At 71.2% G+C, this 19,812-nt stretch carries 18 protein-coding genes; 9 read left to right on the plus strand and 9 right to left on the minus strand.

What is annotated here, in order from left to right; all coding sequences use genetic code 11:
* Nucleotides 1–70: 70 nt before the first annotated feature.
* Nucleotides 71–1,462, plus strand: coding sequence for an amidase (locus AC1ROY_RS21940; protein WP_493151021.1), 1,392 nt, complete (start codon nt 71–73; stop codon nt 1,460–1,462).
* Between the two features lie 7 nt (nt 1,463–1,469).
* On the opposite strand, the gene AC1ROY_RS21945 is transcribed toward AC1ROY_RS21940, so the two are convergent.
* Nucleotides 1,470–1,745 carry a hypothetical protein gene (locus AC1ROY_RS21945; protein ID WP_493151022.1) on the minus strand — a complete coding sequence of 92 codons (276 nt, stop codon included), beginning with the start codon at nt 1,743–1,745 and terminating at the stop codon, nt 1,470–1,472.
* 249 nt (nt 1,746–1,994) lie between these two features.
* Between AC1ROY_RS21945 and AC1ROY_RS21950 the strand changes: the two genes are divergently transcribed.
* The gene (locus AC1ROY_RS21950) at nt 1,995–2,609 is read left to right on the plus strand and encodes a FecR domain-containing protein (RefSeq protein WP_493151023.1); all 615 of its coding nucleotides are present in this window, start codon (nt 1,995–1,997) and stop codon (nt 2,607–2,609) included.
* Here the strand turns inward: AC1ROY_RS21950 and AC1ROY_RS21955 are convergent.
* Nucleotides 2,602–4,368 (minus strand): CHASE2 domain-containing protein, encoded by a 1,767-nt coding sequence (locus tag AC1ROY_RS21955; protein WP_493151024.1) that lies wholly within the window; start codon nt 4,366–4,368, stop codon nt 2,602–2,604. The two genes, AC1ROY_RS21950 and AC1ROY_RS21955, sit on opposite strands and share 8 nt — an antisense overlap.
* Entirely contained in the window at nt 4,365–5,042 is a 678-nt protein-coding gene (locus AC1ROY_RS21960) for a Crp/Fnr family transcriptional regulator (protein ID WP_493151025.1), read from the minus strand. The genes AC1ROY_RS21955 and AC1ROY_RS21960 overlap by 4 nt, the downstream gene beginning before the upstream one ends.
* 111 nt (nt 5,043–5,153) lie before the next feature.
* Between AC1ROY_RS21960 and AC1ROY_RS21965 the strand changes: the two genes are divergently transcribed.
* The 5 genes from AC1ROY_RS21965 (at nt 5,154) to AC1ROY_RS21985 (ending at nt 9,842) form a co-directional block, all read left to right on the plus strand.
* Complete coding sequence (locus AC1ROY_RS21965; protein ID WP_493151026.1) at nt 5,154–5,378, plus strand: DUF1127 domain-containing protein; 225 nt, start codon at nt 5,154–5,156, stop codon at nt 5,376–5,378.
* Nucleotides 5,379–5,494: 116 nt separating this feature from the next.
* Nucleotides 5,495–5,926: a VOC family protein gene (locus tag AC1ROY_RS21970; RefSeq protein ID WP_493151027.1), complete on the plus strand. Its 432-nt coding sequence runs from the start codon at nt 5,495–5,497 to the stop codon at nt 5,924–5,926.
* Between the two features lie 22 nt (nt 5,927–5,948).
* Entirely contained in the window at nt 5,949–6,422 is a 474-nt protein-coding gene (locus AC1ROY_RS21975; RefSeq protein WP_493151028.1) for a VOC family protein, read from the plus strand.
* A 208-nt stretch (nt 6,423–6,630) separates the two neighbouring features.
* A complete protein-coding gene (locus tag AC1ROY_RS21980; RefSeq protein WP_493151029.1) occupies nt 6,631–8,211 on the plus strand; it encodes an ABC transporter substrate-binding protein in 1,581 nt (526 codons plus the stop codon).
* A 29-nt stretch (nt 8,212–8,240) separates the two neighbouring features.
* Complete coding sequence (locus AC1ROY_RS21985) at nt 8,241–9,842, plus strand: zinc-binding metallopeptidase family protein (protein WP_493151030.1); 1,602 nt, start codon at nt 8,241–8,243, stop codon at nt 9,840–9,842.
* Between the two features lie 63 nt (nt 9,843–9,905).
* Here the strand turns inward: AC1ROY_RS21985 and AC1ROY_RS21990 are convergent, their stop codons facing one another.
* Entirely contained in the window at nt 9,906–10,880 is a 975-nt protein-coding gene (locus AC1ROY_RS21990) for a Bug family tripartite tricarboxylate transporter substrate binding protein (RefSeq protein WP_493151031.1), read from the minus strand.
* Complete coding sequence (locus AC1ROY_RS21995; protein ID WP_493151032.1) at nt 10,880–12,457, minus strand: ABC transporter substrate-binding protein; 1,578 nt, start codon at nt 12,455–12,457, stop codon at nt 10,880–10,882. Before AC1ROY_RS21995 ends, AC1ROY_RS21990 begins: the two co-directional genes overlap by 1 nt.
* Nucleotides 12,458–12,552: 95 nt before the next feature.
* Between AC1ROY_RS21995 and AC1ROY_RS22000 the strand changes: the two genes are divergently transcribed.
* Nucleotides 12,553–13,815: a Zn-dependent hydrolase gene (locus tag AC1ROY_RS22000; RefSeq protein ID WP_493151033.1), complete on the plus strand. Its 1,263-nt coding sequence runs from the start codon at nt 12,553–12,555 to the stop codon at nt 13,813–13,815.
* 4 nt (nt 13,816–13,819) lie between these two features.
* On the opposite strand, the gene paoC is transcribed toward AC1ROY_RS22000, so the two are convergent.
* The 4 genes from paoC to mntR all read right to left on the minus strand — a co-directional run bounded on the left by paoC (nt 13,820) and on the right by mntR (nt 18,351).
* Complete coding sequence (gene paoC / locus AC1ROY_RS22005; RefSeq protein ID WP_493151034.1) at nt 13,820–16,033, minus strand: aldehyde oxidoreductase molybdenum-binding subunit PaoC; 2,214 nt, start codon at nt 16,031–16,033, stop codon at nt 13,820–13,822.
* 3 nt (nt 16,034–16,036) lie between these two features.
* Nucleotides 16,037–16,987 (minus strand): FAD binding domain-containing protein, encoded by a 951-nt coding sequence (locus AC1ROY_RS22010; RefSeq protein WP_493151035.1) that lies wholly within the window; start codon nt 16,985–16,987, stop codon nt 16,037–16,039.
* Nucleotides 16,984–17,613, minus strand: coding sequence for an aldehyde dehydrogenase iron-sulfur subunit PaoA (gene paoA, locus AC1ROY_RS22015; RefSeq protein WP_493151036.1), 630 nt, complete (start codon nt 17,611–17,613; stop codon nt 16,984–16,986). Before paoA ends, AC1ROY_RS22010 begins: the two co-directional genes overlap by 4 nt.
* 291 nt (nt 17,614–17,904) lie before the next feature.
* On the minus strand, nt 17,905–18,351 hold the full coding sequence (gene mntR / locus AC1ROY_RS22020) for a manganese-binding transcriptional regulator MntR (RefSeq protein ID WP_493151037.1): 447 nt from the start codon (nt 18,349–18,351) through the stop codon (nt 17,905–17,907).
* A 67-nt stretch (nt 18,352–18,418) separates the two neighbouring features.
* On the opposite strand from mntR, the gene AC1ROY_RS22025 reads away from it, so the two are divergent.
* Nucleotides 18,419–19,786, plus strand: a complete 1,368-nt coding sequence (locus AC1ROY_RS22025) for an Nramp family divalent metal transporter (RefSeq protein WP_493151038.1) — start codon at nt 18,419–18,421, stop codon at nt 19,784–19,786.
* The last annotated feature ends 26 nt before the right edge of the window (nt 19,787–19,812 follow it).

Below are 19,812 nucleotides of genomic sequence, written 5' to 3' on the forward strand. Positions count from 1 at the left end.
GCGCGGCATGCAAGAGGCCGCGGCGGGACAATCCGACTCCTTATCATGACGCCGATGGAGGGCGCCCAGCATGCCGAACTACTCTCCCAAGGAATTCCGCGCGCTGACCTGGCACGACGCCACGCCGGCCTTCGCCACGGGCGCGGATTCGCCTCGCGCCTATCTGGAGCGCTGCCTCGCCACCATCGCCGAGCGCGAGCCGGTGGTGCAGGCCTGGGTCGTCATGAACGAGGCCGGCGCGCGCGAGGCCGCCGATGCCAGCACGGCGCGCTGGAAGGACGGCAGGCCGCTCTCGCCGATCGACGGCATGCCCATCGGCATCAAGGATCTGCTCGAGACGAAGGACATGCCGACCCAGATGGGCTGCAAGGCCTATGAGGGCAATTTCCCGAAGCGCGACAACGCCGCGGTCCTGGCGCTGCGCGAGGCCGGTGCCGTGATCCTCGGCAAGACGACGACGGCGGAGCTCGGCGGCTCGCATCCCCCGTCCACGACCAATCCGTTCAATCCGGATCACACGCCCGGCGGCTCCTCCTCCGGCTCGGCGGCCGCGGTGGGCGCGCGGATGGTGCCGGCGGCCATCGGCTCCCAGGTGGGCGGCTCGATCATCCGCCCCGCGGGCTATTGCGGGAATTTCGCCCTCAAGCCGACGCAGGGCGGCATCAACCGCGGCGAGCGCCAGGCGACCAGCATGAGCACCCATGGGCCGCATGCCGGCAGCATCGAGGACATGTGGCAGGTGGCCATCGAGATCGCGACGCGCGCGGGCGGCGATCCCGGCCGGCTGGGCCTCTTCGGTCCCCCGACGGTGCCGGAGGCGCGCAAGCCCATGACATTGGCGGTGATGGAGGCGGAGGGCTGGCGCCTGCTGGACGACGCCAGCAAGGCGGCTTTCGAGACGCTGATCGAGCGCATCCGCGCCCAGGGCGTCACCGTGCTGCGCCGCGGCGACCATCCCATGCTCGACTCCTTCGAGGAGTCGCTGCAGGGCGTGCAGGTCCTCACCAATTCCATCACGGGCTGGGAGAACCATTGGGGCCACCGCAACCTCGTCAACACCAATCCGGACGGGGTGAGCCAGCGCATCAAGAACACCCTCGCCGCGGCGGAGAAGCTGACGCCCGCGGACTACCGGTCGCTCATCCTGCGGCGCGAGGAGATCCGCCTGCGTCACGCCGCCATGGCACCCTTGGTGGATGCGTTCATCGCCCCCTCCTCGCCGGGTCCGGCGCCGCTCTGGCCGGGCGACCGGCAGGGCGAGCCCCTGGCGCCGCGTCCCACGGGCGACGCGGTTTACAACACGCCGAGCTCCGCGCTCGGCGCGCCGGTGGTGACCTCGCCGATGACCGCGGTCGGCGGCCTGCCCATGGGCGTCCAGCTCATGGGCCAGCCGCACACGGACGCGGCCGTCACGGCGATCGCGCGGTGGATGGTCGAGACCATCGAGCCGGCGGTCGCCTGATCGGCCGTTACCGCCAGCCGTAATAGGGGCGGGGGTGGTACCGGTAGTAGCGCGGCGGGGGCGGCGGCGCGTAGTAGCCGTAGCGGCGCGGCGGCCCGTAGTAGCGCCGCGGGCCGTAATAGGGCCGGGCGTAATAGCCGTGGCGGTAGTACTGGACCGGCGTCGTGCCGGCGCCGAACTCCATCTGGCCCGGGTTGAACGGCGCGGCATCCGCCGGCTGGACGGCCACGCCCGCCGACAGGATGCCGAGGCCGAGCGCGGAAGCGATGAGAAGACTGCGCATGGTAGTGTCCTCCTTCAGGATTTCCACATGCACATCCAACTGTTTCGATCGGGCAAGGTCGCGGCGGATGTGCCTTTTTCCTGGGGCAAAGTGTAACCGCCTGTAAGCAGGCCGGCAGATTTTCACGACTTTTCAAAGCTTTGCTTTGCATTCGTAGCCGATGCTGACGAAGGCCGGCGCGATCGAATTTGCGCGCCCTGCGCCGCAGCCTGTAGTGGGGCGCGGACTGACAGTTCCTGGAGGGTTCCCATGTCCATCCCACGGCGCGCGCTGGCGGCCCCGGTGCTGCTCGGCCTGGACCTGCGCGAAGCCCGGGCGGCCGACCGTCCGCGCATCGGCGAGGTCGCCTCCGTCACGGGCGAGGCGCGCGCGGACTACACCGGCATGCCGACGCGGATGCTGGCGGTGCAGGATGCGCTGCTGCTGAACGACACGCTCAGCACCGGCCTGGCGGCGCGGCTGGCCTGCCGGCTGGAAGGCGGGATCGAGATCCGGCTGGGCGAGAAGGCCAGCCTGCGAGTCGACGCCATGACCCTGGGGGGACCGCGCCCCGGCACGCTGCTGCGCGTCTTCGACGGCCCGCTGCTGGTCGATCGCGCGCCGCAGGCCGGCACCTCGCCGATGGAGGTCCGGATGCCCTGGGCCCGCATCGGCGTGCGCGGCACCCGCTTCTTCGCAGGACCGCTGGACGGGCGGCGCGCCGTCTTCGTGGAGCATGGACGCGTGGTGGTGCAGGCGGGCGGCACGACGGCCGAGGTCGGCCCCGGCGAGGGCGTGGATCAGGCGGAGCCGGGCGGGCCGCTCGGACCGGTGGTGCGCTGGGGCGCGCCGCGGATCGCCCGGGCGATGGCGCTGGTCAGCTAAGCGGCCTGACTTCCACTTCGCCATCGAGGCCGCGCAGCTCGAAGCGTCCCAGGGGCCCGGGCAGCGACGAATCCTCGATGCCGGCGACCAGCGCGCGACGGCCGAGGCTTTTCCCCAGCTCCTGCAGCCGCGCGGCGACGTTGGCCGCGTCGCCGCAGACCGACCAGGTAAGGCGCGAGCCGCCGACCTCGCCGGCCAGCACCTCGCCGGCCGTGACGCCGATGCGCGTCTCGCCCCAGCCGAGCGCGCGCGCCTCGGGCCGCTGCCGGAAGGCCTCGGCGAAGGTGTCGATGGCGCGGGCGGCGGCCAGCGCGCGGGCGGCATCGTCGTCATGCGGCACGGGCGCGCCGAAGACCGCGAGCACGCTGTCGCCGATCAGCCGCTCCAGCGTGCCGCCCTGGGCCAGGACCGCCGCCTCGATGCCGGCGAGATAGGCGTTGAGCGTGGCCACGATCGCGGCCGGCTCGCCCGCGCGGACCATGGCGGAGAAGCCGGCGAGGTCGGTCATGACGACGGCGACCTGGCAGAGCTCCGGCCGGAGGCGCTCCGCCTCGGGCATGGCGAGGAGCTGGTCGGCCACGCCCGTCGGCAGGCGATGCGCGAAGCGCGACATCAGCCGGGACCGCTCCCGCGCGAGGCGACGGGCGGTGGCCGCCGCCTCGGCGAGCCCGCCGGCCAGCGCGATGGCGGCCGGCAGGACCGGGTCGGCGAGCGTCGCGCCCAGCCGCAGCGACGCCACCGCGGCGACGGGCCAGGCGAGGGTCAGCAGCAAGGTCAGCAGGAAGCCGGGGCCCGGCGCGCGGCTCACGGCGAAGGCGGCGAGCAGGCCGAGCAGAAGGCCGATCGCCGCCTCGGCCCAGGCGCCTCCGCGCAGGCGCAGCGGCACCCAGCCGCCCGCGAGCTGCGCCACCGCCTCGGCCTGGATGTAGAGCGCCGGCGTGAAGGGGCCGAGCGGCGAGGGACGCAGCGGCGCCACCTCGGCGGCCGTCACGCCGATGACAGCGATGCGCCCGCGCGCCGCCTCTCGCGCGTCGCCGCGCAGCACGGCGGCGGCGCTGACGCGCGGGACCGGCCGGCGCGGCGGATCGAGGCGGAGCAGCCCGTCCGGCGGCAGCGGCAGGCCCACCTCGCCGAGCTGGATCAGCGCGGGCGATCCGTTGCGCAGCAGCAGCGTCTCCACGCGCAGCGCGGCCGCGATCGAGGCGAGGGCCAGGCCGGGCAGCAGCGGCTCGCCGGGCGAAGCGAGTCGGGCCAGCATGGGCACGGCGCGGACGGTGCCGCCGGGCAGCGCGTCGAGCCCGCCGGGGATGTCCGGCAGGGGCTGCGGCTCGACGCCGCCCAGCACGGGCAGCCCGGCGAGATCCGGCGCACCCAGCGTGGCGACGGGGATGCTGCGCGGCTCCGGCAGCGGGCCCTCCAGCACGGCGACAACGCCGGGGACGGTGGAGAGCGCCTCGCGCAGGGCCTCGTCGCCCTCGGCAGGATCGACCAGCGAGACGTCCAGCGCCACCGCCGCCGCGCCGCTCTCCGCGAGGCGCATCGCCAGCCGGGCCAGGGTCGCGCGCGGCCAGGGCCAGGGGCCGAGCTCGGCCAGGTCCTCCTCGCCGATCGCGACGGCGAGGACGGGCGCCGCGGCATCCGGCCGCGGCCAGGCGCGGATCAGCGCGTCCGTGCCCGCCTCGCGCAGCTCTCCGGCGGTGCCGGCGAAGAACAGCCCCGCGCCGGCCACCAGGGCCGCGGCCAGCGCGCCGAACCTCATCCGTGCTCGGCGAGCGCGCGCAGCCCGTCCGGATCGGCCAGCCGCAGCCCGACCCGGGCCTGCTCGACCAGGCCCCGCTCGCGCAGCTCGGAGAGTGCGAGGTTCACCTTGGGCCGGCTGGCCGCCACCAGGGCCGCGATCTGGCTCTGCGACTGGCGGACCAGACCGCTCGGGTCCACCGCCGCGAGCCGCAGCAGGGCGGCCGCGAGTCGTTGCGGCAGAGGCTGCAGCGCCACCGCCTCCGCCTGGTCCGTGGTGCGGCGCATCCGGGCCGCGAGGGTGCGCAGCAGGGCCAGCGCCAGCTCCGGTTCCTCGGTGATGATCGCCTTCGCCTCGGCATGGCGCAGCAGCAGGGCGGAGACGGGGGTGAGCGCGGTGGCGTCGGCGCTGCGCGGGCCGCCGTCGATCAGCGCGATCTCGCCCACCGGCTCGCCCGCGCCGGCGAGGCCGATGGTCATCTCGCGCCCGGCCGAGGTGGAGAGGTGCAGGCGGACCAGCCCGTCCAGCACCAGCAGCATCCCCTCGCCCGGGTCGCCCCGGCGGAAGATCGGCGCGCCCACGGCATAGCGCACCGGGCGCGCGGCCGCGGCCAGCCGCGCCTTGGCGGTCTCGGGCACGTCGGCGAGCAGCGGCGACCGGTCGATCGCGCGGCGGATGTCCAGGGGTTCGGCCACGTCGGCAGCATGCCATCGCGCTGTTCCGGACGGAACACGCAAGGCCCGGCCATCGGGGGCATCAGGCCGCCACGCGAGATGACCACGCGGCATACCGAAGGAGACACGATGATGAGTAAGATGACCTCCGCCCTGACCCAGCCCTCCGCCAACGGCGCGGCCCTGGTGGAGATGCTGATGAACGCCGCGCGGCGGACCCAGGAGACGATCCGCGCCTGGCAGCAGCGCTCGGCCGAGGCGCAGGCCCTGGCGCAGATGGACGACCACATCCGGCAGGATCTCGGCCTGCCGCCCGGGCCGTCTCGGCCGCCGCGCTTTCCGATGATCGGATCGTGACGCCCTGGGAGGGAGGGACGGCGTTCCTCCCGCCCGGCGAAGTTTTTTCCGCCGGCGTGTAGGATCGCGCCGGACCGCTTCGTTCCTTGGGGCAGTCCCCAACGAGAGGAACGGACATGGCCCAGATGATCTTCGTCAACCTCCCCGTCGCCGACCTGGCGCGGGCCACCGCCTTCTACGAGGCCACCGGCTTCGCGAAGAACCCGATGTTCTGCGACGACACGACCGCGAACTGCATGGTCCTGTCGGAGAGCATCTTCGTCATGCTGCTGACGCATGAGAAGTTCCGCCAGTTCTCGCCGAAGCCCATTGCCGATGCCAAGGCCGTCAGCGAGGTGCTGCTCTGCATCTCCTCGGAGAGCCGCGACGCGGTGGACGGGCTGGTCTCGAAGGCCGTCGCCGGCGGCGGAACGGCCGATCCCTGCCCGAAGCAGGATCATGGCTTCATGTACGGCCGCAGCTACGAGGACCCGGACGGGCATATCTGGGAGGTCATGTGGATGGACATGGCCGCCTTCCAGCAGGCCACCGCCGGCCAGGCGGCCTGAATCCAACGCGAGAGGACACGTCATGGCGAAGAACACGATCTGCGTCTGGTACGACAAGGACGCCGAGGCCGCCGCCCGCTTCTACGCGGAGGTCTTTCCCGACAGCGCGGTGGGCGCCGTCCACCGCGCGCCCGGCGATTACCCGTCCGGCAAGGCGGGCGACGTGCTGACAGTGGAATTCACCGTGGCCGGCATCCCCTGCATCGGCCTCAACGGTGGCCCCATCTTCAAGCACACCGAGGCCTTCTCGTTCCAGATCGCCACCGACGACCAGGAGGAGACCGACCGCTACTGGAACGCCATCGTCGGCCATGGCGGCCAGGAGAGCGCCTGCGGCTGGTGCAAGGACAGATGGGGCATCTCCTGGCAGATCACGCCGCGCGTGCTGACCGAGGCCATGGCGGCCGGCGGCGATGAGGCGAAGCGCGCCTTCGCCGCGATGATGGGCATGAAGAAGATCGACGTGGCGGCGATCCAGGCGGCGCGGCGCGGCTGACCCCGCCGTGGCGAGGCCGGCGGCGGGTTCCGGCTTTCACCCGCCCGTTCTTCAATGTGTCCATTGCCCAGGAGATGCCCACCCGGCCGGCCGATTGGGCAAACCGGCTGTTCCCGGCGTCCCAAGCCGGCCGCGTTCGGGTTGCATGGGGGGAGGATCGGCGCATTCTCCGGCCCGAATCGCTGTTACGGACGAGGAGTATCCCACCATGCATCGACGCAGCCTGCTTGCGGCCACCGGGGCCGCAATGGCCGCCCCCTCCGCCGTCCGCGCGCAATCCGCGACCACGCTAAAGTTCACGCCGCAGCAGGACCTGATCACGCTCGATCCGGTCACCACCACCGCCTATATCAGCCGCAACCACGGCTACATGGTCTTCGACACGCTCTACGGCATGGACGCCAGCTACCAGGCGACGCCGCAGATGGTGGACGGCCACACGGTCGAGGACGACGGCAAGCTCTGGAACCTCACGCTGCGAGACGGCCTGCGCTGGCACGACGGCGAGAAGGTGACGGCGCGCGACTGCGTGGCCAGCATCCGGCGCTGGGCGAAGCGCGATCCCTTCGGCGAGACGCTGATGGCGGCGACGGACGAGCTCTCGGCGCCCGACGACCGCACCATCCGCTTCCGCCTCAAGCGCCCCTTCCCGCAGCTGCCGATCGCGCTGGGCAAGGCCTCGGTGCCGGTCTGCGCCATGATGCCGGAACGGCTGGCCAACACCGATCCCTTCCGCCAGGTGCCGGAGCTGATCGGCAGCGGCCCCTTCCGCTTCAAGGCGGATGAGCGCGTGCCGGGCGCGCGCGTCGTCTACACCAAGTTCGACGGCTACGTGCCGCGCCGCGACGGCCCGCGCGAATGGACCTCGGGCCCGAAGGTCGTGCATTTCGACCGCGTCGAATGGACGGTGATGCCGGACAGCGCGACGGCCACCAACGCGCTGCTCGCCGGCGAGGCGGACTGGCAGGAATACGCCTATCACAACCTGCTTCCGCTCATGCGGCGGAACCGCAACGTGACGGTGCGCGTGCTCGACAAGTCGGGCTTCGTCGGCATGGTGCGCGTGAACCACATCCAGCCGCCCTTCAACAACCCGGCGATCCGCCGCGCGCTGTGGAGCGCGATCGACCAGGTCTCCTGCATGCAGGCGCTGGTCGGGCCGGCGGAGACCAGCCTGTATCACACGCCGCTCGGCTTCTTCGGCCCCGGCACGCCGATGGCCTCGGACGCCGGGCTGGCGCCGCTGACCGGGCCGCGCGACTACGGCAAGGCCCGCGCGGACCTGCTCGCCGCCGGCTACAACGGCGAGCAGGTGCTGCTCATGATCCCCTCCACCTCGGAGCCCAACTCGCTGATGGGCGCTGTCGTGACGGACATGTTCAAGCAGGCCGGGCTGAACGTGGAGGTCTATTCCGTCGAGTTCAACGCGATGCTCCAGCGCCGCAACCGCCGCGGCACCATCGCCGAGGGCGGCTGGAGCGCCTTCGTCACCAACTGGGTCGGCACGGACTGGCTGAACCCGGCGGGCCATATCGCGCTGCGCGGCAACGGCGATGCGGGCTATGGCGGCTGGGCCAACATGCCGAGGATCGAGGAGCTGCGCGACGCCTGGTTCCAGGCGCCGGACCTCGCGGCGCAGCAGGCCATCTGCCGCGACATCCAGCTCGAGGCGATGCGCGAGGTGCCCTACTATCCGCTCGGCCAGTATTTGCAGCCGACCGCCTTCCGTTCGAACATCCGCGACGTCAATGAGGGTTTCGCGACCTTCTGGAACGTCCGCCGGGCGTAAGACCAGAACGCCAGTCTGAGGGAACACAAATGAGCAACGACGCGGTGCGCCAAAGCGCACTCGACTACATCACTGCGAACGAAGCGCGGCTCTCCGACTTCAACGCGAAGATCTGGTCCTATGCCGAGCCGGCCTGGCGCGAGTACCGCTCGGCCCGCGACTATGTCGACCTGCTGCGCGCCGAGGGTTTCGAGGTGGAGGAAGGCTCCGGCAACATGCCGACGGCCTTCGCGGCGAAGTGGAGCCAAGGCAGCGGTGGGCCTGTTCTCGCCAGCTTCTCCGAATACGACGCGGTGCCCGGCAACTCGCAGCAGGTCGTGCCCTATGAGGCCCCGCGCGCGGGGCTGCATCCCTACGCCGCGGGCCACACCGATCCGCATTCCATGCTCGGCACGGCCGCGCTGACGGCGATCCTCGGCGCGAAGGCCGCGATGACGAAGCACGGCGTCGCGGGCACGCTGAAGCTGTTCGGCGAGCCCGCGGAAAAAGTCTGCGGTTCCAAGCCCATCCACGCGGCGAAGGGGTATTTCGACGGGCTCGACGCCGCCGTGGTCTGGCATCCCTGGCCCTACAACACCGTCACGTCAGAGACGCATTTCGGCGCCTATTGGAGCGCGGTCATCAGCTTCGAGGCGCATGAGCCGGAAAAGTGGATCGACCCCTCGCTCATGCCCATCGAGGGCGCGCATGCCCAGGCGCGGCCGCCCGGCGCGCTGGACGCGCTGTGCCTCATGTACACGACGACCAAGTACACGAAGGAGGCGATGTTCCCGCATGCCGGCTCCTGGACGCTGAACGAGTTCGTGCTCGGCGACGGCGGCGCGACCTCGGACAACCTCGTGCCGCGGTTCTCGCAGATCCAGTATTCCTGGCGTTCCTCCTCGCTCGGCATCCAGGAGCAGATCTGGCGCGTGCTGGCGAACAACGCGAAGCACGTCGCCGCGATGACGAGCTGCAAGGCCCATGTGCGCTGGGTGACGAAGACGCGCGTCGGCCTGCCGAACCAGGCGATGACCGACCTGACCTGGAAGAACCTCCAGGCGGTGGGCGCGCCGAAGTTCTCGGAGGAGGCGCTGGAGTTCGGCCGCGCGATCCAGAAGAACCTGGGGCTGGAGCCGATGGCGGATCCCTTCATCGCCACCGTCAGCAAGCTGACGCCGCCGGAGGAGAACGAGGCGCGCGCCCGGGCCTCCCTTCCCTCCTGGCAGAAGCATCTCAGCGCCGACGACTACGTGGAATACTCCTGGCACGCGCCGACCGTGCGGCTGCTCGCGGGACGGCCGCGGCTGCGTCCACCCACGGGCGGCTATGCCTATCCGAACTGGGCCTACAACGCGCTCGGCGGGCTGCCGGCCGCGGTCGATCCCGGGATGTTCGTGGCCGGGAAGACCATGGCGCTGACGCTGGTGGACCTCGCCACGCTGCCCGAGGCGCTGGCCGCCGCGCAAGCCGAGTTCAAGGAGCGCACCGGCGGCGGCGTGGGCGGCACGAAATGGGTCGGGCCGCTGCTGCCGGCCGACTTCGATCCGCCGGTGGACCTACGCTGGCCGGAATACGTGTCGACGGCGCGTGGAGAGGAGTGGTGCATTCCGACGCCGCATTCCGGGACGGGCGCCGGAGAGCCGCTGTAGAGCGAAAGGGCTCCGCCCTCTCGCGCTCACCCGCCAGGGAGCACGCTCCCTGGACCCACATTCCTATTCCATCTTCACGCCGGCGATGCGGATCACCTCGCGCCACCGCGCCACCTCGCTCGCGACGAAGGCCCCGTATTCCGCCGGCGACATTCCGCCCTCCGCACGCAGGCCGAGCTGCTCGATCTGCTGCTGCACCTCCAGCTTCTGCGTCATCTCGCGCAAAGCCACGTTCAGCCGCTCCACGATCGGCACGGGAATCCCCGGGCTCCCGCACAGCCCGAACCAGGCCGCGGCGATGAGGTCCGGATAGCCCTGCTCCGCATAGGTGGCCGCGTCCGGAAAGCTCGGGCTGCGCGTGCGCGACGCCACCGCCAGCAGCCGCAGCGTGCCCGCGCGGATCAGCGCGGCATGCGCGGCCAGGTTGTCCGAGATCGCGTCGATGTTGCGCGCCACCAGATCCGCCTGCGCCGGCGCGCTGCCGCGATAGGGCACATGCGTCATCTCGATGCCGAGGCGCCGATAGACGAGCTCGCCCGTCAGATGCCCGAGGCTGCCCGTGCCGCCGGAACCGAAGGTCATCGGCGAGCCCTTGGCCTTCGCCGCCGCGATGAAGTCGGCGAGCGTGCGGTAGGGCGACTGCGCATTGACCATGAGCGCGATCGGCCCGCCCGCGATCAGCCCGATATGCGTGAAGTCGCGCACCGCGTCATAGGGCTGATTCGGATAGAGCCCCGGCGCTACGCCATGCGCGGCCGAGGAAGTGACGAGCAGCGTGTAGCCGTCGCCCGCTGCCTTCGCGACGAAATCCGTGCCGATCTGGCCGCCCGCGCCGGGGCGGTTGTCCACCGGGAAGGGCTGGCCGAAGCTCCGCTCGAAATTGACGCCGATGATGCGTGTCACGAGGTCCACGGGGCCGCCGGCGGCGAAGGCCACGACGGTGCGAACGGGGCGCGAGGGCCAGGCGGGCTGGGCCCGCGCCGCAAGCGGCAACGTGGCGGCGCCGAGGGCCAAAGTGCGTCGAGACAGATGGATCATCAGCTCTTCCCCACGCCCCAGAAGCAGGGGAACGGCGCCTTCACGATGCCGGAGACGTTGCGCCGCCAGGCCGTGTAGTTGAGGAAGAAGCCCGTCGGCACGAACAGCACCGCCTCCATGGCCGCGCGGTTGGCGGCCTCCACGGCGCTGCGCTCGGCGGCGGTGTCGGTGGCGTCGAACCAGGCGTCGACCTGCGTCTGCACCGCCTCGGACTTCGCCCAGCCGTTGATCGCTGCCTCGCCCGAGCCGTCGAGCGCCTTGTAGCCCGCAGGGCTCGCGCATTCGGCGCCGGCGACCCAGGTGTGGCTGACATTCCAGCCGCCGCTCTGAGGCGGCTGCCGGCTCGCGGTGCGCGTGGAATGCGCGCCCCAGTCCATGGCAAGGAAGTCCACCTTCATGCCGAGCTGCTGCATCAGGTCCGCGGTGATCTCGGCCTGCGCCTTCACCACGGGCACGTCGGTGGCGGCGGGAAGCACGATCGTCTCGCCCGAATAGCCCGCTGCGGCGAGCATGCGCTTCGCCGCATCCATGTTGCGGGGCGCCAGCATCGGCTCGCTGCCCACCTCGGTGTAGAGCGGCGTGCCCGGCGTGAAGAAGCTCGGCATGGGCTTCGACAGCGCGGCGTCGCCGCCGACCACGGCGCTCATGTAGTCCGCCTGGTTCACCACCGCCTGGATCGCACGGCGCATCCGCACGTCGTTGAAGGGCGTGAAGAGCTGGTTGAAGCGCAGCAGCGCGACATTGCCGAGCGGATCCGAGATGTCGATGCGCACGTCGCGCGCCGAGCGCAGCGAGGCGGCGAGGTCGGGGATGGGCTGCTCCCACCAGTCGATCTCGCCGCGCCGCAGCGCCGCGGCGGCGGTGCTGGCGTCGGGCATGGTGATCCACTCGATGCGGTCCACCAGCATGCGCTTGCCGCCAGCGAGCCAGTCCGGCGCCTCCTCGCGCGGGGCATAGCCGGCGAAACGCTCGAAGGCCGCGCTGGCGCCGGGCACCCATTCCTCCTTCTTGAAGACCATCGGGCCGGAGCCGACGTATTCCGTGATGTTGCGCGAGCGGTCGGTCTTCGCGATGCGCTCGGGCATCACGAAGAGCGTATTCGTCGTCACCTTGCCGAAGGCCTGGAGCATCTTGGGGAAGGGCCGGTTGAGCCGGAGGCGGAACTTCCGGTCGTCCACCACCTCGATGGCGGCGAGCACGGACTGGATGCGGCGGCCCATCACGTCCTGGCCCATCCAGCGCTGGATGCTGGCGACGGCGTCCTTGGACAGCACCGGCTCGTTGTCATGGAACTTCAGGCCCTGGCGGAGCGTGAAGGTCCAGGTCTTGCCGTCCTGGCTGAGCTCGTGGCCCTCGCACATCTGCGGCTTCGCGGCGAAGTCGGCGCCGACGCCATAGAGCATGTCCCAGACCAGGAACGCGCCGTTGCGCACGACCTGGCGCGTGGTGATGATGGGATCCATCCCCGACAGGTCGGCCTGGGGCACGAAGCGGAGGGCGCGCGCGGCCTGGGCCTGCGCAAGCGAGGGGGCAGCGAGCAGCGCGGCGGCGCTGCCGAGCATCTGGCGACGATTCATGACTTGCGGTCCTTGTGCATGGACCGTGTGCCGGCGTGCGGGAACATTATGAGGACGGCTTGGCAGCGGCAACCCGCACGCTAGGCTGCTGCGACATGAGCACGAACATCCGCCCCGACATCGCCCTCGCCTCCCGCCTCTTCGACACGCTGAGGGAAAAGACCTTCGACGGCGTCGGCGTCACCCGCGAGGCCTATGGCCGCGGCGAGGAGATCGCCCACGCACTGGTCCGCGAGGAGGCCGAGAAGCTGGGCCTGGAGATCCAGGTCGACTTCGCCGGCAACATGTACATGACCCTGCCGGGCACGGACCGCACGCTGCCGCAGATCATCCTCGGCAGCCATCTCGATTCCGTGCCGCAGGGCGGCAACTACGACGGCGCCGCGGGCGTGATCTGCGGCATGGCCGTGGTCGCCGGCATGAAGCAGGCGGGCTTCGCGCCGAAGCGCGACGTCACCGTGATGGCCATCCGCGCCGAGGAGGGCGGCGCCTGGTTCACCGGCTTCCCCGGCAGCCGCGGTGCGCTCGGCAGTTTTCCTCCCGCGAACCTGGCGATCCTGCGACCCGACACCGGCCTCCCGCTGGAGCACCACATGCGCGAGCTCGGCTTCGATCCCGAGGCGCTGCGGACGGGGAAGCGGTATCTCGAGCCGAAGAAGGTCCACGCCTATCTGGAGCTGCACATCGAGCAGGGGCCGGTGCTGGATGCGGAGGAAATCCCGGTGGGCCTCGTCACCGCCCTGCCCGGCAACCGCCGCGTCCGCGCCGGCAAGGTGACCGGCGAGTGGAACCATTCCGGCGCCACGCCGCGCGCCTATCGCCACGACGCGGCCCTGGCGCTCGCCGAGTTCGCCCATCGGCTCGACCTCTTCTGGGGCGAGCTGGAGGCAACCGGCGTGCCCTCGGTCGTCACCTTCTGCACCGTCGGGACCTCCGACCAGGCGGGCTTCGGCAAGGTTCCCGGCGAGATCGGCTTCAGCCTTGACGTCCGCGCGCCCGAGCCCGCGACGCTGGACCGCATCTATGCCGAGATCCACCGGCTCGTCGCGGAGATCGAGGCCTCCCGCGGCGTGACATTCGAGCTGAGCTCCGGCCAGGAATCCAAGCCGACGCCGATGGATCCCGGCATGCGCGAGGCGCTGCGGCAATCGGCCGAGGCGCTGGGCATCGGCTACAAGGTGATGCCCTCGGGCGGCGGGCACGATGCGGCCGCCTTCGCCCAGGCGGGCATCCCCTCGGCCATGGTCTTCGTGCGCAACCAGAACGGCAGCCACACGCCCCTGGAGGAGATGCGCATCGAGGACTTCGCCGAGGCGAGCACCGTCATCGCCGACTGGGCGATGAAGGCGTCGAGCTAGGGATTCAGGAGACCCGCGGCAGGCCGGCGAGATGCTTGTCGAGGGTGATGGGATAGTCCCGGACGCGCACGCCCGTCGCGTTGTAGATCGCGTTGGCGACCGCTGCCGCGACGCCGCAGAGGCCGATCTCGCCGATCCCCTTCGCCTTCATCGGCGACGACTTGTCGTCGGGATGGTCGAGGAAGACGACCTCCTGGTGCGGGATGTCGCCGTGGACCGGCACCTCGTAGAAGCCGAGGTCGTTGTTGACGAATCCGCCGAGGCGGGGATCGACGGCCAGCGCCTCCATCAGCGCCGCGCCGACGCCCATGGTCATGGCGCCGATCACCTGGCTGCGCGCCGTGAGCGGGTTGATGACGCGCCCCGCGTCGATCACCGCGAGCATGCGGCGCACGCGCGTCTCCCCGGTGAAGCTGTCCACGGCGACCTCGGCGAATTGTGCCGCGAAGGTCGCCTGCACGTATTCCTTGTCGAGATCGCCGTAGCTGATGCCGTCCTCGCCCGTCAGGGGACCGCCCCGCGCGGCCTCGGCCAGCGCGGCGCCCCTGTCGCCGACGGTCACCCGGCCGCCCGAGAACACCGCCCGGGCGGCGTCGAGGCCGAGGCGCGCCGCCACCGCCTCGCGCAGCTTCACGCAGGCGGCGTAGACGCCGGAGGTGGCGTTGTTGGCGCCGAACTGCCCGCCGGATCCCGCCGAGACCGGATAGGCCGATGAGCCGAGGCGGACGGCCACGGCATCGAGCGGGACGCCCATCATCTCCGCGGCGGTCTGGGCCAGGATGGTGTAGCTGCCGGTGCCGATGTCGGTCATGTCCGTCTCCACCGTGACCCGGCCGTCCGTCTCGAGACGAACCCTCGCCGCGGAGGGCAGGAGAAGGTTGAGGCGGAAGCCGCCCGCCATGCCCATGCCGACGAGCCACTTGCCGTCGCGCACGGCGCCCGGAGTGGCGTTGCGGCGGCTCCAGCCGAACCGCTCCGCGCCGGTTCTCAGGCACTCGACGAGATGGCGCTCCGAGAAGCGCCGTCGCGCGTTGCGCGGATCGGCCTGGGTGTCGTTGACGATCCGGAGCTCGACGGGATCCATGCCGAGCTTCTCCGCGAGCTCGTCCATGGCGATCTCGAGCGCCATCAGCCCCGGCGCCTCGCCGGGCGCGCGCATGTCGTTGCCCTCGGCGAGGTCGAGCGTCGCGAGCTTCATCGCCAGGTGGCGGTTCGGAGCGGCGTAGATGAGCCGGGTCGGCGCGATGGCGGATTCGGCGAAGGCGCCGGGCAGGTTGCCGTTGACGCTGAAATGACCGATCGCGGTGAGGCGGCCGTCGCGCGTGGCGCCGAGGCGGATCTGCTGGCGCGTTCCCGCGCGGCGCGTGGTGTTGTTGATGACGAGCGGCCGCTGCAGCGCGACCTTGACGGGACGGCCGACCACCCGCGCGGCGAGCGCCGCCAGCGGCGCGTCGCACTGGGCGAGGAGCTTGGCGCCGAACCCGCCTCCGATGAAGGGCGCCTCGAGCGTGACGTCCTCCAGGGCGACGCCGAGCCATTTGGCGAGGTCCGGGCGGTGCCAGGAGACGACCTGCGCCGAGGTCGAGATGGTGACCTTGCCGCCATTCCAGACGGCCGTCGTGGCGTGCGGCTCCATCATCGCATGCGTGTGGTCAGGGGTCGTGTAGCGCTCGTCGACGGTGACGGGCGCAGCCGCGAAGGCGGCCTCGAAGTCGCCGATCCGGTCGTCCACGGGATAGTCGGGCGCGTCGCGGTCGGCGACGGGCTGGGCGTTCGCCATCTCCGCGGCGAGGTCGTAGCGCCCCTGCTCGGCCTCGTACCGGATCTGGAGATGGTGGGCCGCGGCGCGGGCCGCTTCGAAGGTCTCGGCGACGACGAGGGCGATGGCCTGATGATAGTGCTGCACCTCGGCGCCGCCGAACAGATGCATGGTCGTCCGGAAGCCCGGGGCGAGCGGCGCGTGATCGAGCGTCGAGAGGACGGCGAGGACGCCGGGCGCGGCGCGCGCCGCCGCGGTGTCGATGGCGGCGACCCGGCCGCGGCCGATCGCGGCGCCCACGATCCAGCCGTAGGCCGGGTTTGGCGCGAGGTCGTGCCGCTCATAGGCATAGGGCGCGGTGCCCGTGACCTTACGGGGCCCGTCGATGCGCGTGGCGGGCCGGCCGACGACCGCAAGGCGGTCGATGGGGTTGCTCCCGGCGGGCGTGGTGAAGCGCATCGCTCAGCTCCTGCTTTCGGCGACGACCAGCGCGAGCGTGCGCTCGGCGAGCGGTATCTTGAAGCCGTTCTCGTGGGTCGGCCGCGCGCCCTGGAAGGCGATCGAGACGACGGCCGCCGGTCCCTGCGCCAGCGCCTCCTCCGCCGCCGCGACACGCCACGGGCGCGGCGCCACGCTGCCGAAGGCCACCTGGCCCGAGCCGTCCCGCTGCAGGACCGCGGCGACCGAGACGATCGCGAAGGCGTAGGACGCGCGGTCGCGGACCTTGTGGTAGTGATGCGTGCCGCCAAGCGGCGGCGGCAGCGTGACGGCCGTGATCAGCTCGCCGGGATTCAGGGCGAACTCGACCTCCGGCGTATCGCCGGGGAGGCGGAAGAACTCGGCGATCGGGATGCGGCGCGTGCGGCCCTCGGTGTCCAGCGTCTCGACGGTGGCGTCCAGCACCGTCAGCGCGACCGCCATATCGCCGGGGTTCTGTGCGATGCAGGCATCGCTCGTCCCGATGACCGCCAGCGAGCGCGAGGCCCCGCCGATCGCGGAACAGCCGGAGCCAGGCGCGCGTTTGTTGCAGGCCGTGTGCGTGTTGTAGAAATAGGGGCAGCGGTTGCGCTGCAGGAGGTTGCCGCCCACGGAGGCCTTGTTGCGCAGCTGGCCCGTCGCGCCGGCGACGATCGCGCGGGACAGGACGCCGTAGTCGCGCTTCACCCGGGGGTGCGCTGCGAGCGCGGTGTTGGTGACGAGCGCGCCGATCCTGAGGCCGCCGTCGGCGGTCTCCTCGATCGCGGCCAGCGGCAGGCCCCGGACATCGACGAGATGTGCGGGGGTCTCGATCTGGAACTTCATGAGATCGAGGAGGTTGGTCCCGCCGGCGATGAACTTTGCCCCGGGGGTCGCGGCGACGGCGCGGACGGCCGCAAGAGGGCTCGCCGCCCGTTCGTAGGTGAAGGGGGTCATCCACGGCCTCCCGCGACTTCGGTGATCGCCTCGGCGATGTTGGAATAGGCGCCGCAGCGGCAGATGTTGCCGCTCATCCGCTCGCGCAGTTCGGCGTTGCTGAGCGTCATCGGCGCGGTGAGGTCGCCGGAGACGTGGCTGGGAACGCCGCGCCCGACTTCCTCGAGAACGGCGACGGCCGAGCAGATCTGGCCCGGCGTGCAGTAGCCGCACTGGAAGCCGTCATGCTTCACGAAGGCGGCCTGCATCGGATGCATCGCCTCCGGCGTGCCGAGGCCTTCGATCGTGGTCACGCTGTCGCCCTCGTGCATCACGGCGAGGCTGAGGCAGGCGTTGATGCGCGTGCCGTTGACCAGCACCGTGCAGGCGCCGCAATGCCCGTGGTCGCAGCCCTTCTTGGTGCCCGCGAGGTGAAGGTGCTCGCGCAGCGCGTCGAGCAGCGTCGTCCGCGTGTCGAGCGTCAGGGCATGGGACGCGCCGTTGACCTTGATGGTCACGTCGCTCGACGGAGCCGTTGCCGCCAGTGCCGGCCCCGCCTGGAAGGACGGCACCGCGGCAAGCGCCGTTGCGGCTCCCGCGCTGGCGATGAAATCGCGACGTGTCGGGATCCAATCTGGAGGCGTCATCGGGTCGGCCCTCTTTCAAGTTGACGCGCTGTCCGAGGCGGACGGGGCCGGCGCCCGAATGCCGGGTGGCGACCTTTGCTTCTGGGCGGGAGGCTAGCCAATCGGCTCACGCCGCCTCCGTAAATTCACGTAAATTTCGGTAGCGGATGGCGGTGCGCGATGAGGCTGCGGATCCCGGCACCCAGGGGCCGCCGCGGCTTGCCTCGTCGAGCCGGCACACCTGTCGCCGGCCGCGAGGATCCCGCGGCGGGTGGTTTCCAACGGGGACGCGCTGAGGGATGCGCCCCGGCGCTAGCTCTTTTCCAGGAACCGCGCGAAGGCGGCCAGCGTCGCCTCGCTGGCATGGTGCTCCAGCCCCTCGGCATCCGCCTCCGCCGTGGCGCGATCCAGCCCCAATGCCAGCAGGAAGCGCACCACCAACTCGTGCCGCTCGCGGGCGGCGGTGGCCATGGCCTGGCCCGCCTCGGTGAGGAAAATCCCGCGATAGGGCTTGGTGGCGACCAGCCCGTCGCGCTGCAGCCGCGTCACCGTCGCCGCCACCGTCGCCTGGGCCACGCCCATGCGCCGCGCGATCTCGACCGAGCGGGCCTCGCCCTCCTCGCGCAACAGGTCGGCCACCAGCTCCACATAGTCCTCGGCGACGGCCATGCGGTCGCCCTCGCGCTGCCGCGCGAAGCGGGCGGCGTGGTCCTCGGCCGGCGGGAGGGGGCGCTGGGCGCGGGGGGAACGCATGACCATGGCAGAATATCCGGGATTGATAGGCGTGGTTGCAGATATTAGCTTAAGCTGAACTTTGGAGCCAAGCATGGCCGAACCCATCGCGCCCCTGACCGCCCAGGCCCTGCCCGTGCCGGCCCGGACCTCGCCGGCCGGGACTTCGGCACGGAGCCTGCCCGAGGTGCATCGCAGCGTCGCGGTGCCCAATGCGGGCGGCTTTCTGCGCAAGCTCTTCGCCTTCATGGGGCCGGGCTACCTGGTCGCCGTCGGCTACATGGACCCGGGCAACTGGGCGACCTCGCTCGCGGGCGGCTCGGCCTTCGGCTACACGCTGCTGGCCGTCGCGCTGACCTCCTCGCTGATGGCGATCCTGCTGCAGGCGCTCTGCGTGCGGATCGGCGTGGCGACGGGGCGCGACCTCGCCCAGCTCTGCCGCGAGCGCTTTCCGAAGTTCATGGCCTATCCGCTCTGGTTCCTGGCCGAGATCGCCATCTGCGCGACCGACCTCGCAGAGCTCATCGGCACGGCGATCGCGCTGGAGCTGCTCTTCGGCATCCCGCTGCTCTACGGCGTGCTGCTGACGGCGCTGGACGCCTTCCTGATGCTCTGGCTGCAGAACAAGGGCGTGCGCTGGCTGGAGGCGCTGGTCTTCGGGATGATCGCGCTGATCTTCGGCTGCTTCGCGGTGCAGATCGCGCTGTCCAACCCGGTCTGGGGCGACGTGCTGCGCGGCTACATCCCCGCCGTCTCCATCGTGACCAACCAGACGCAGCTCTACATCGCCATGGGCATCATCGGCGCGACGGTGATGCCGCACAACCTCTACCTCCATACGGCGGTGGTGCAGTCGCGCGCCTGGGATCCGGACGAGAGCAGCAAGCGCGAGGCCATCCGCTACGCCACGATCGACAGCAGCATCGCGCTGACCATCGCGCTCTTCATCAACTCGGCGATCCTCATCACGGCGGCCTCGGTCTTCCACACCACGGGCAACACCGAGATCGCCGAGATCGGCGACGCCTACCACCTCATCGCGCCGCTGCTGGGCAGCGGGCTGGCGGCGACGCTCTTCGCCCTGGCGCTGCTCCTGTGCGGACTGAACGCGACGGTCACCGCGACGCTGGCCGGGCAGGTGGTGATGGAGGGCTTCCTGCACTTCCGCCTGCCGCCGGTGCTGCGGCGGCTCGTCACGCGGCTCGTCGCCATCGTGCCGGCGGTGATCGTCACCTGGCACTACGGGGCGAGCGGGACAGCGCAGCTGCTGGTGCTCTCGCAGGTCATATTGTCGCTCCAGCTCCCCTTCGCGGTGATCCCGCTGATGCTCTTCGCGCAGGACAAGTCCCGGCTCGGCGCGCTCGCGGCGCCGCGCTGGCAGGTCGTGCTGGGCTGGGCCTGCGCCGCGCTGATCGTGGCGCTGAACGTGAAGCTGCTCGCCGACGTCGCCTTCGGAGACTGAACCACAAGAAAAACCGGGAGAAACGA

The organism is Roseococcus sp. GW821-FHT12F05, from assembly GCF_058806835.1.

Coding starts and splice junctions, on each gene's coding strand:
- AC1ROY_RS21945 (WP_493151022.1), bottom strand. CDS start 1,745: ATGCGCAGTCTTCTCATCGCTTCCGCGCTCGGCCTCGGCATCCTGTCG.
- AC1ROY_RS21940 (WP_493151021.1), top strand. CDS start 71: ATGCCGAACTACTCTCCCAAGGAATTCCGCGCGCTGACCTGGCACGAC.
- AC1ROY_RS21955 (WP_493151024.1), bottom strand. CDS start 4,368: ATGAGGTTCGGCGCGCTGGCCGCGGCCCTGGTGGCCGGCGCGGGGCTG.
- paoA (WP_493151036.1), bottom strand. CDS start 17,613: ATGACGCCTCCAGATTGGATCCCGACACGTCGCGATTTCATCGCCAGC.
- AC1ROY_RS21980 (WP_493151029.1), top strand. CDS start 6,631: ATGCATCGACGCAGCCTGCTTGCGGCCACCGGGGCCGCAATGGCCGCC.
- AC1ROY_RS22010 (WP_493151035.1), bottom strand. CDS start 16,987: ATGACCCCCTTCACCTACGAACGGGCGGCGAGCCCTCTTGCGGCCGTC.
- AC1ROY_RS21975 (WP_493151028.1), top strand. CDS start 5,949: ATGGCGAAGAACACGATCTGCGTCTGGTACGACAAGGACGCCGAGGCC.
- AC1ROY_RS21950 (WP_493151023.1), top strand. CDS start 1,995: ATGTCCATCCCACGGCGCGCGCTGGCGGCCCCGGTGCTGCTCGGCCTG.
- AC1ROY_RS21985 (WP_493151030.1), top strand. CDS start 8,241: ATGAGCAACGACGCGGTGCGCCAAAGCGCACTCGACTACATCACTGCG.
- AC1ROY_RS21965 (WP_493151026.1), top strand. CDS start 5,154: ATGAGTAAGATGACCTCCGCCCTGACCCAGCCCTCCGCCAACGGCGCG.
- AC1ROY_RS21970 (WP_493151027.1), top strand. CDS start 5,495: ATGGCCCAGATGATCTTCGTCAACCTCCCCGTCGCCGACCTGGCGCGG.
- mntR (WP_493151037.1), bottom strand. CDS start 18,351: ATGGTCATGCGTTCCCCCCGCGCCCAGCGCCCCCTCCCGCCGGCCGAG.
- AC1ROY_RS22025 (WP_493151038.1), top strand. CDS start 18,419: ATGGCCGAACCCATCGCGCCCCTGACCGCCCAGGCCCTGCCCGTGCCG.
- AC1ROY_RS22000 (WP_493151033.1), top strand. CDS start 12,553: ATGAGCACGAACATCCGCCCCGACATCGCCCTCGCCTCCCGCCTCTTC.
- AC1ROY_RS21990 (WP_493151031.1), bottom strand. CDS start 10,880: ATGATCCATCTGTCTCGACGCACTTTGGCCCTCGGCGCCGCCACGTTG.
- AC1ROY_RS21995 (WP_493151032.1), bottom strand. CDS start 12,457: ATGAATCGTCGCCAGATGCTCGGCAGCGCCGCCGCGCTGCTCGCTGCC.
- paoC (WP_493151034.1), bottom strand. CDS start 16,033: ATGCGCTTCACCACGCCCGCCGGGAGCAACCCCATCGACCGCCTTGCG.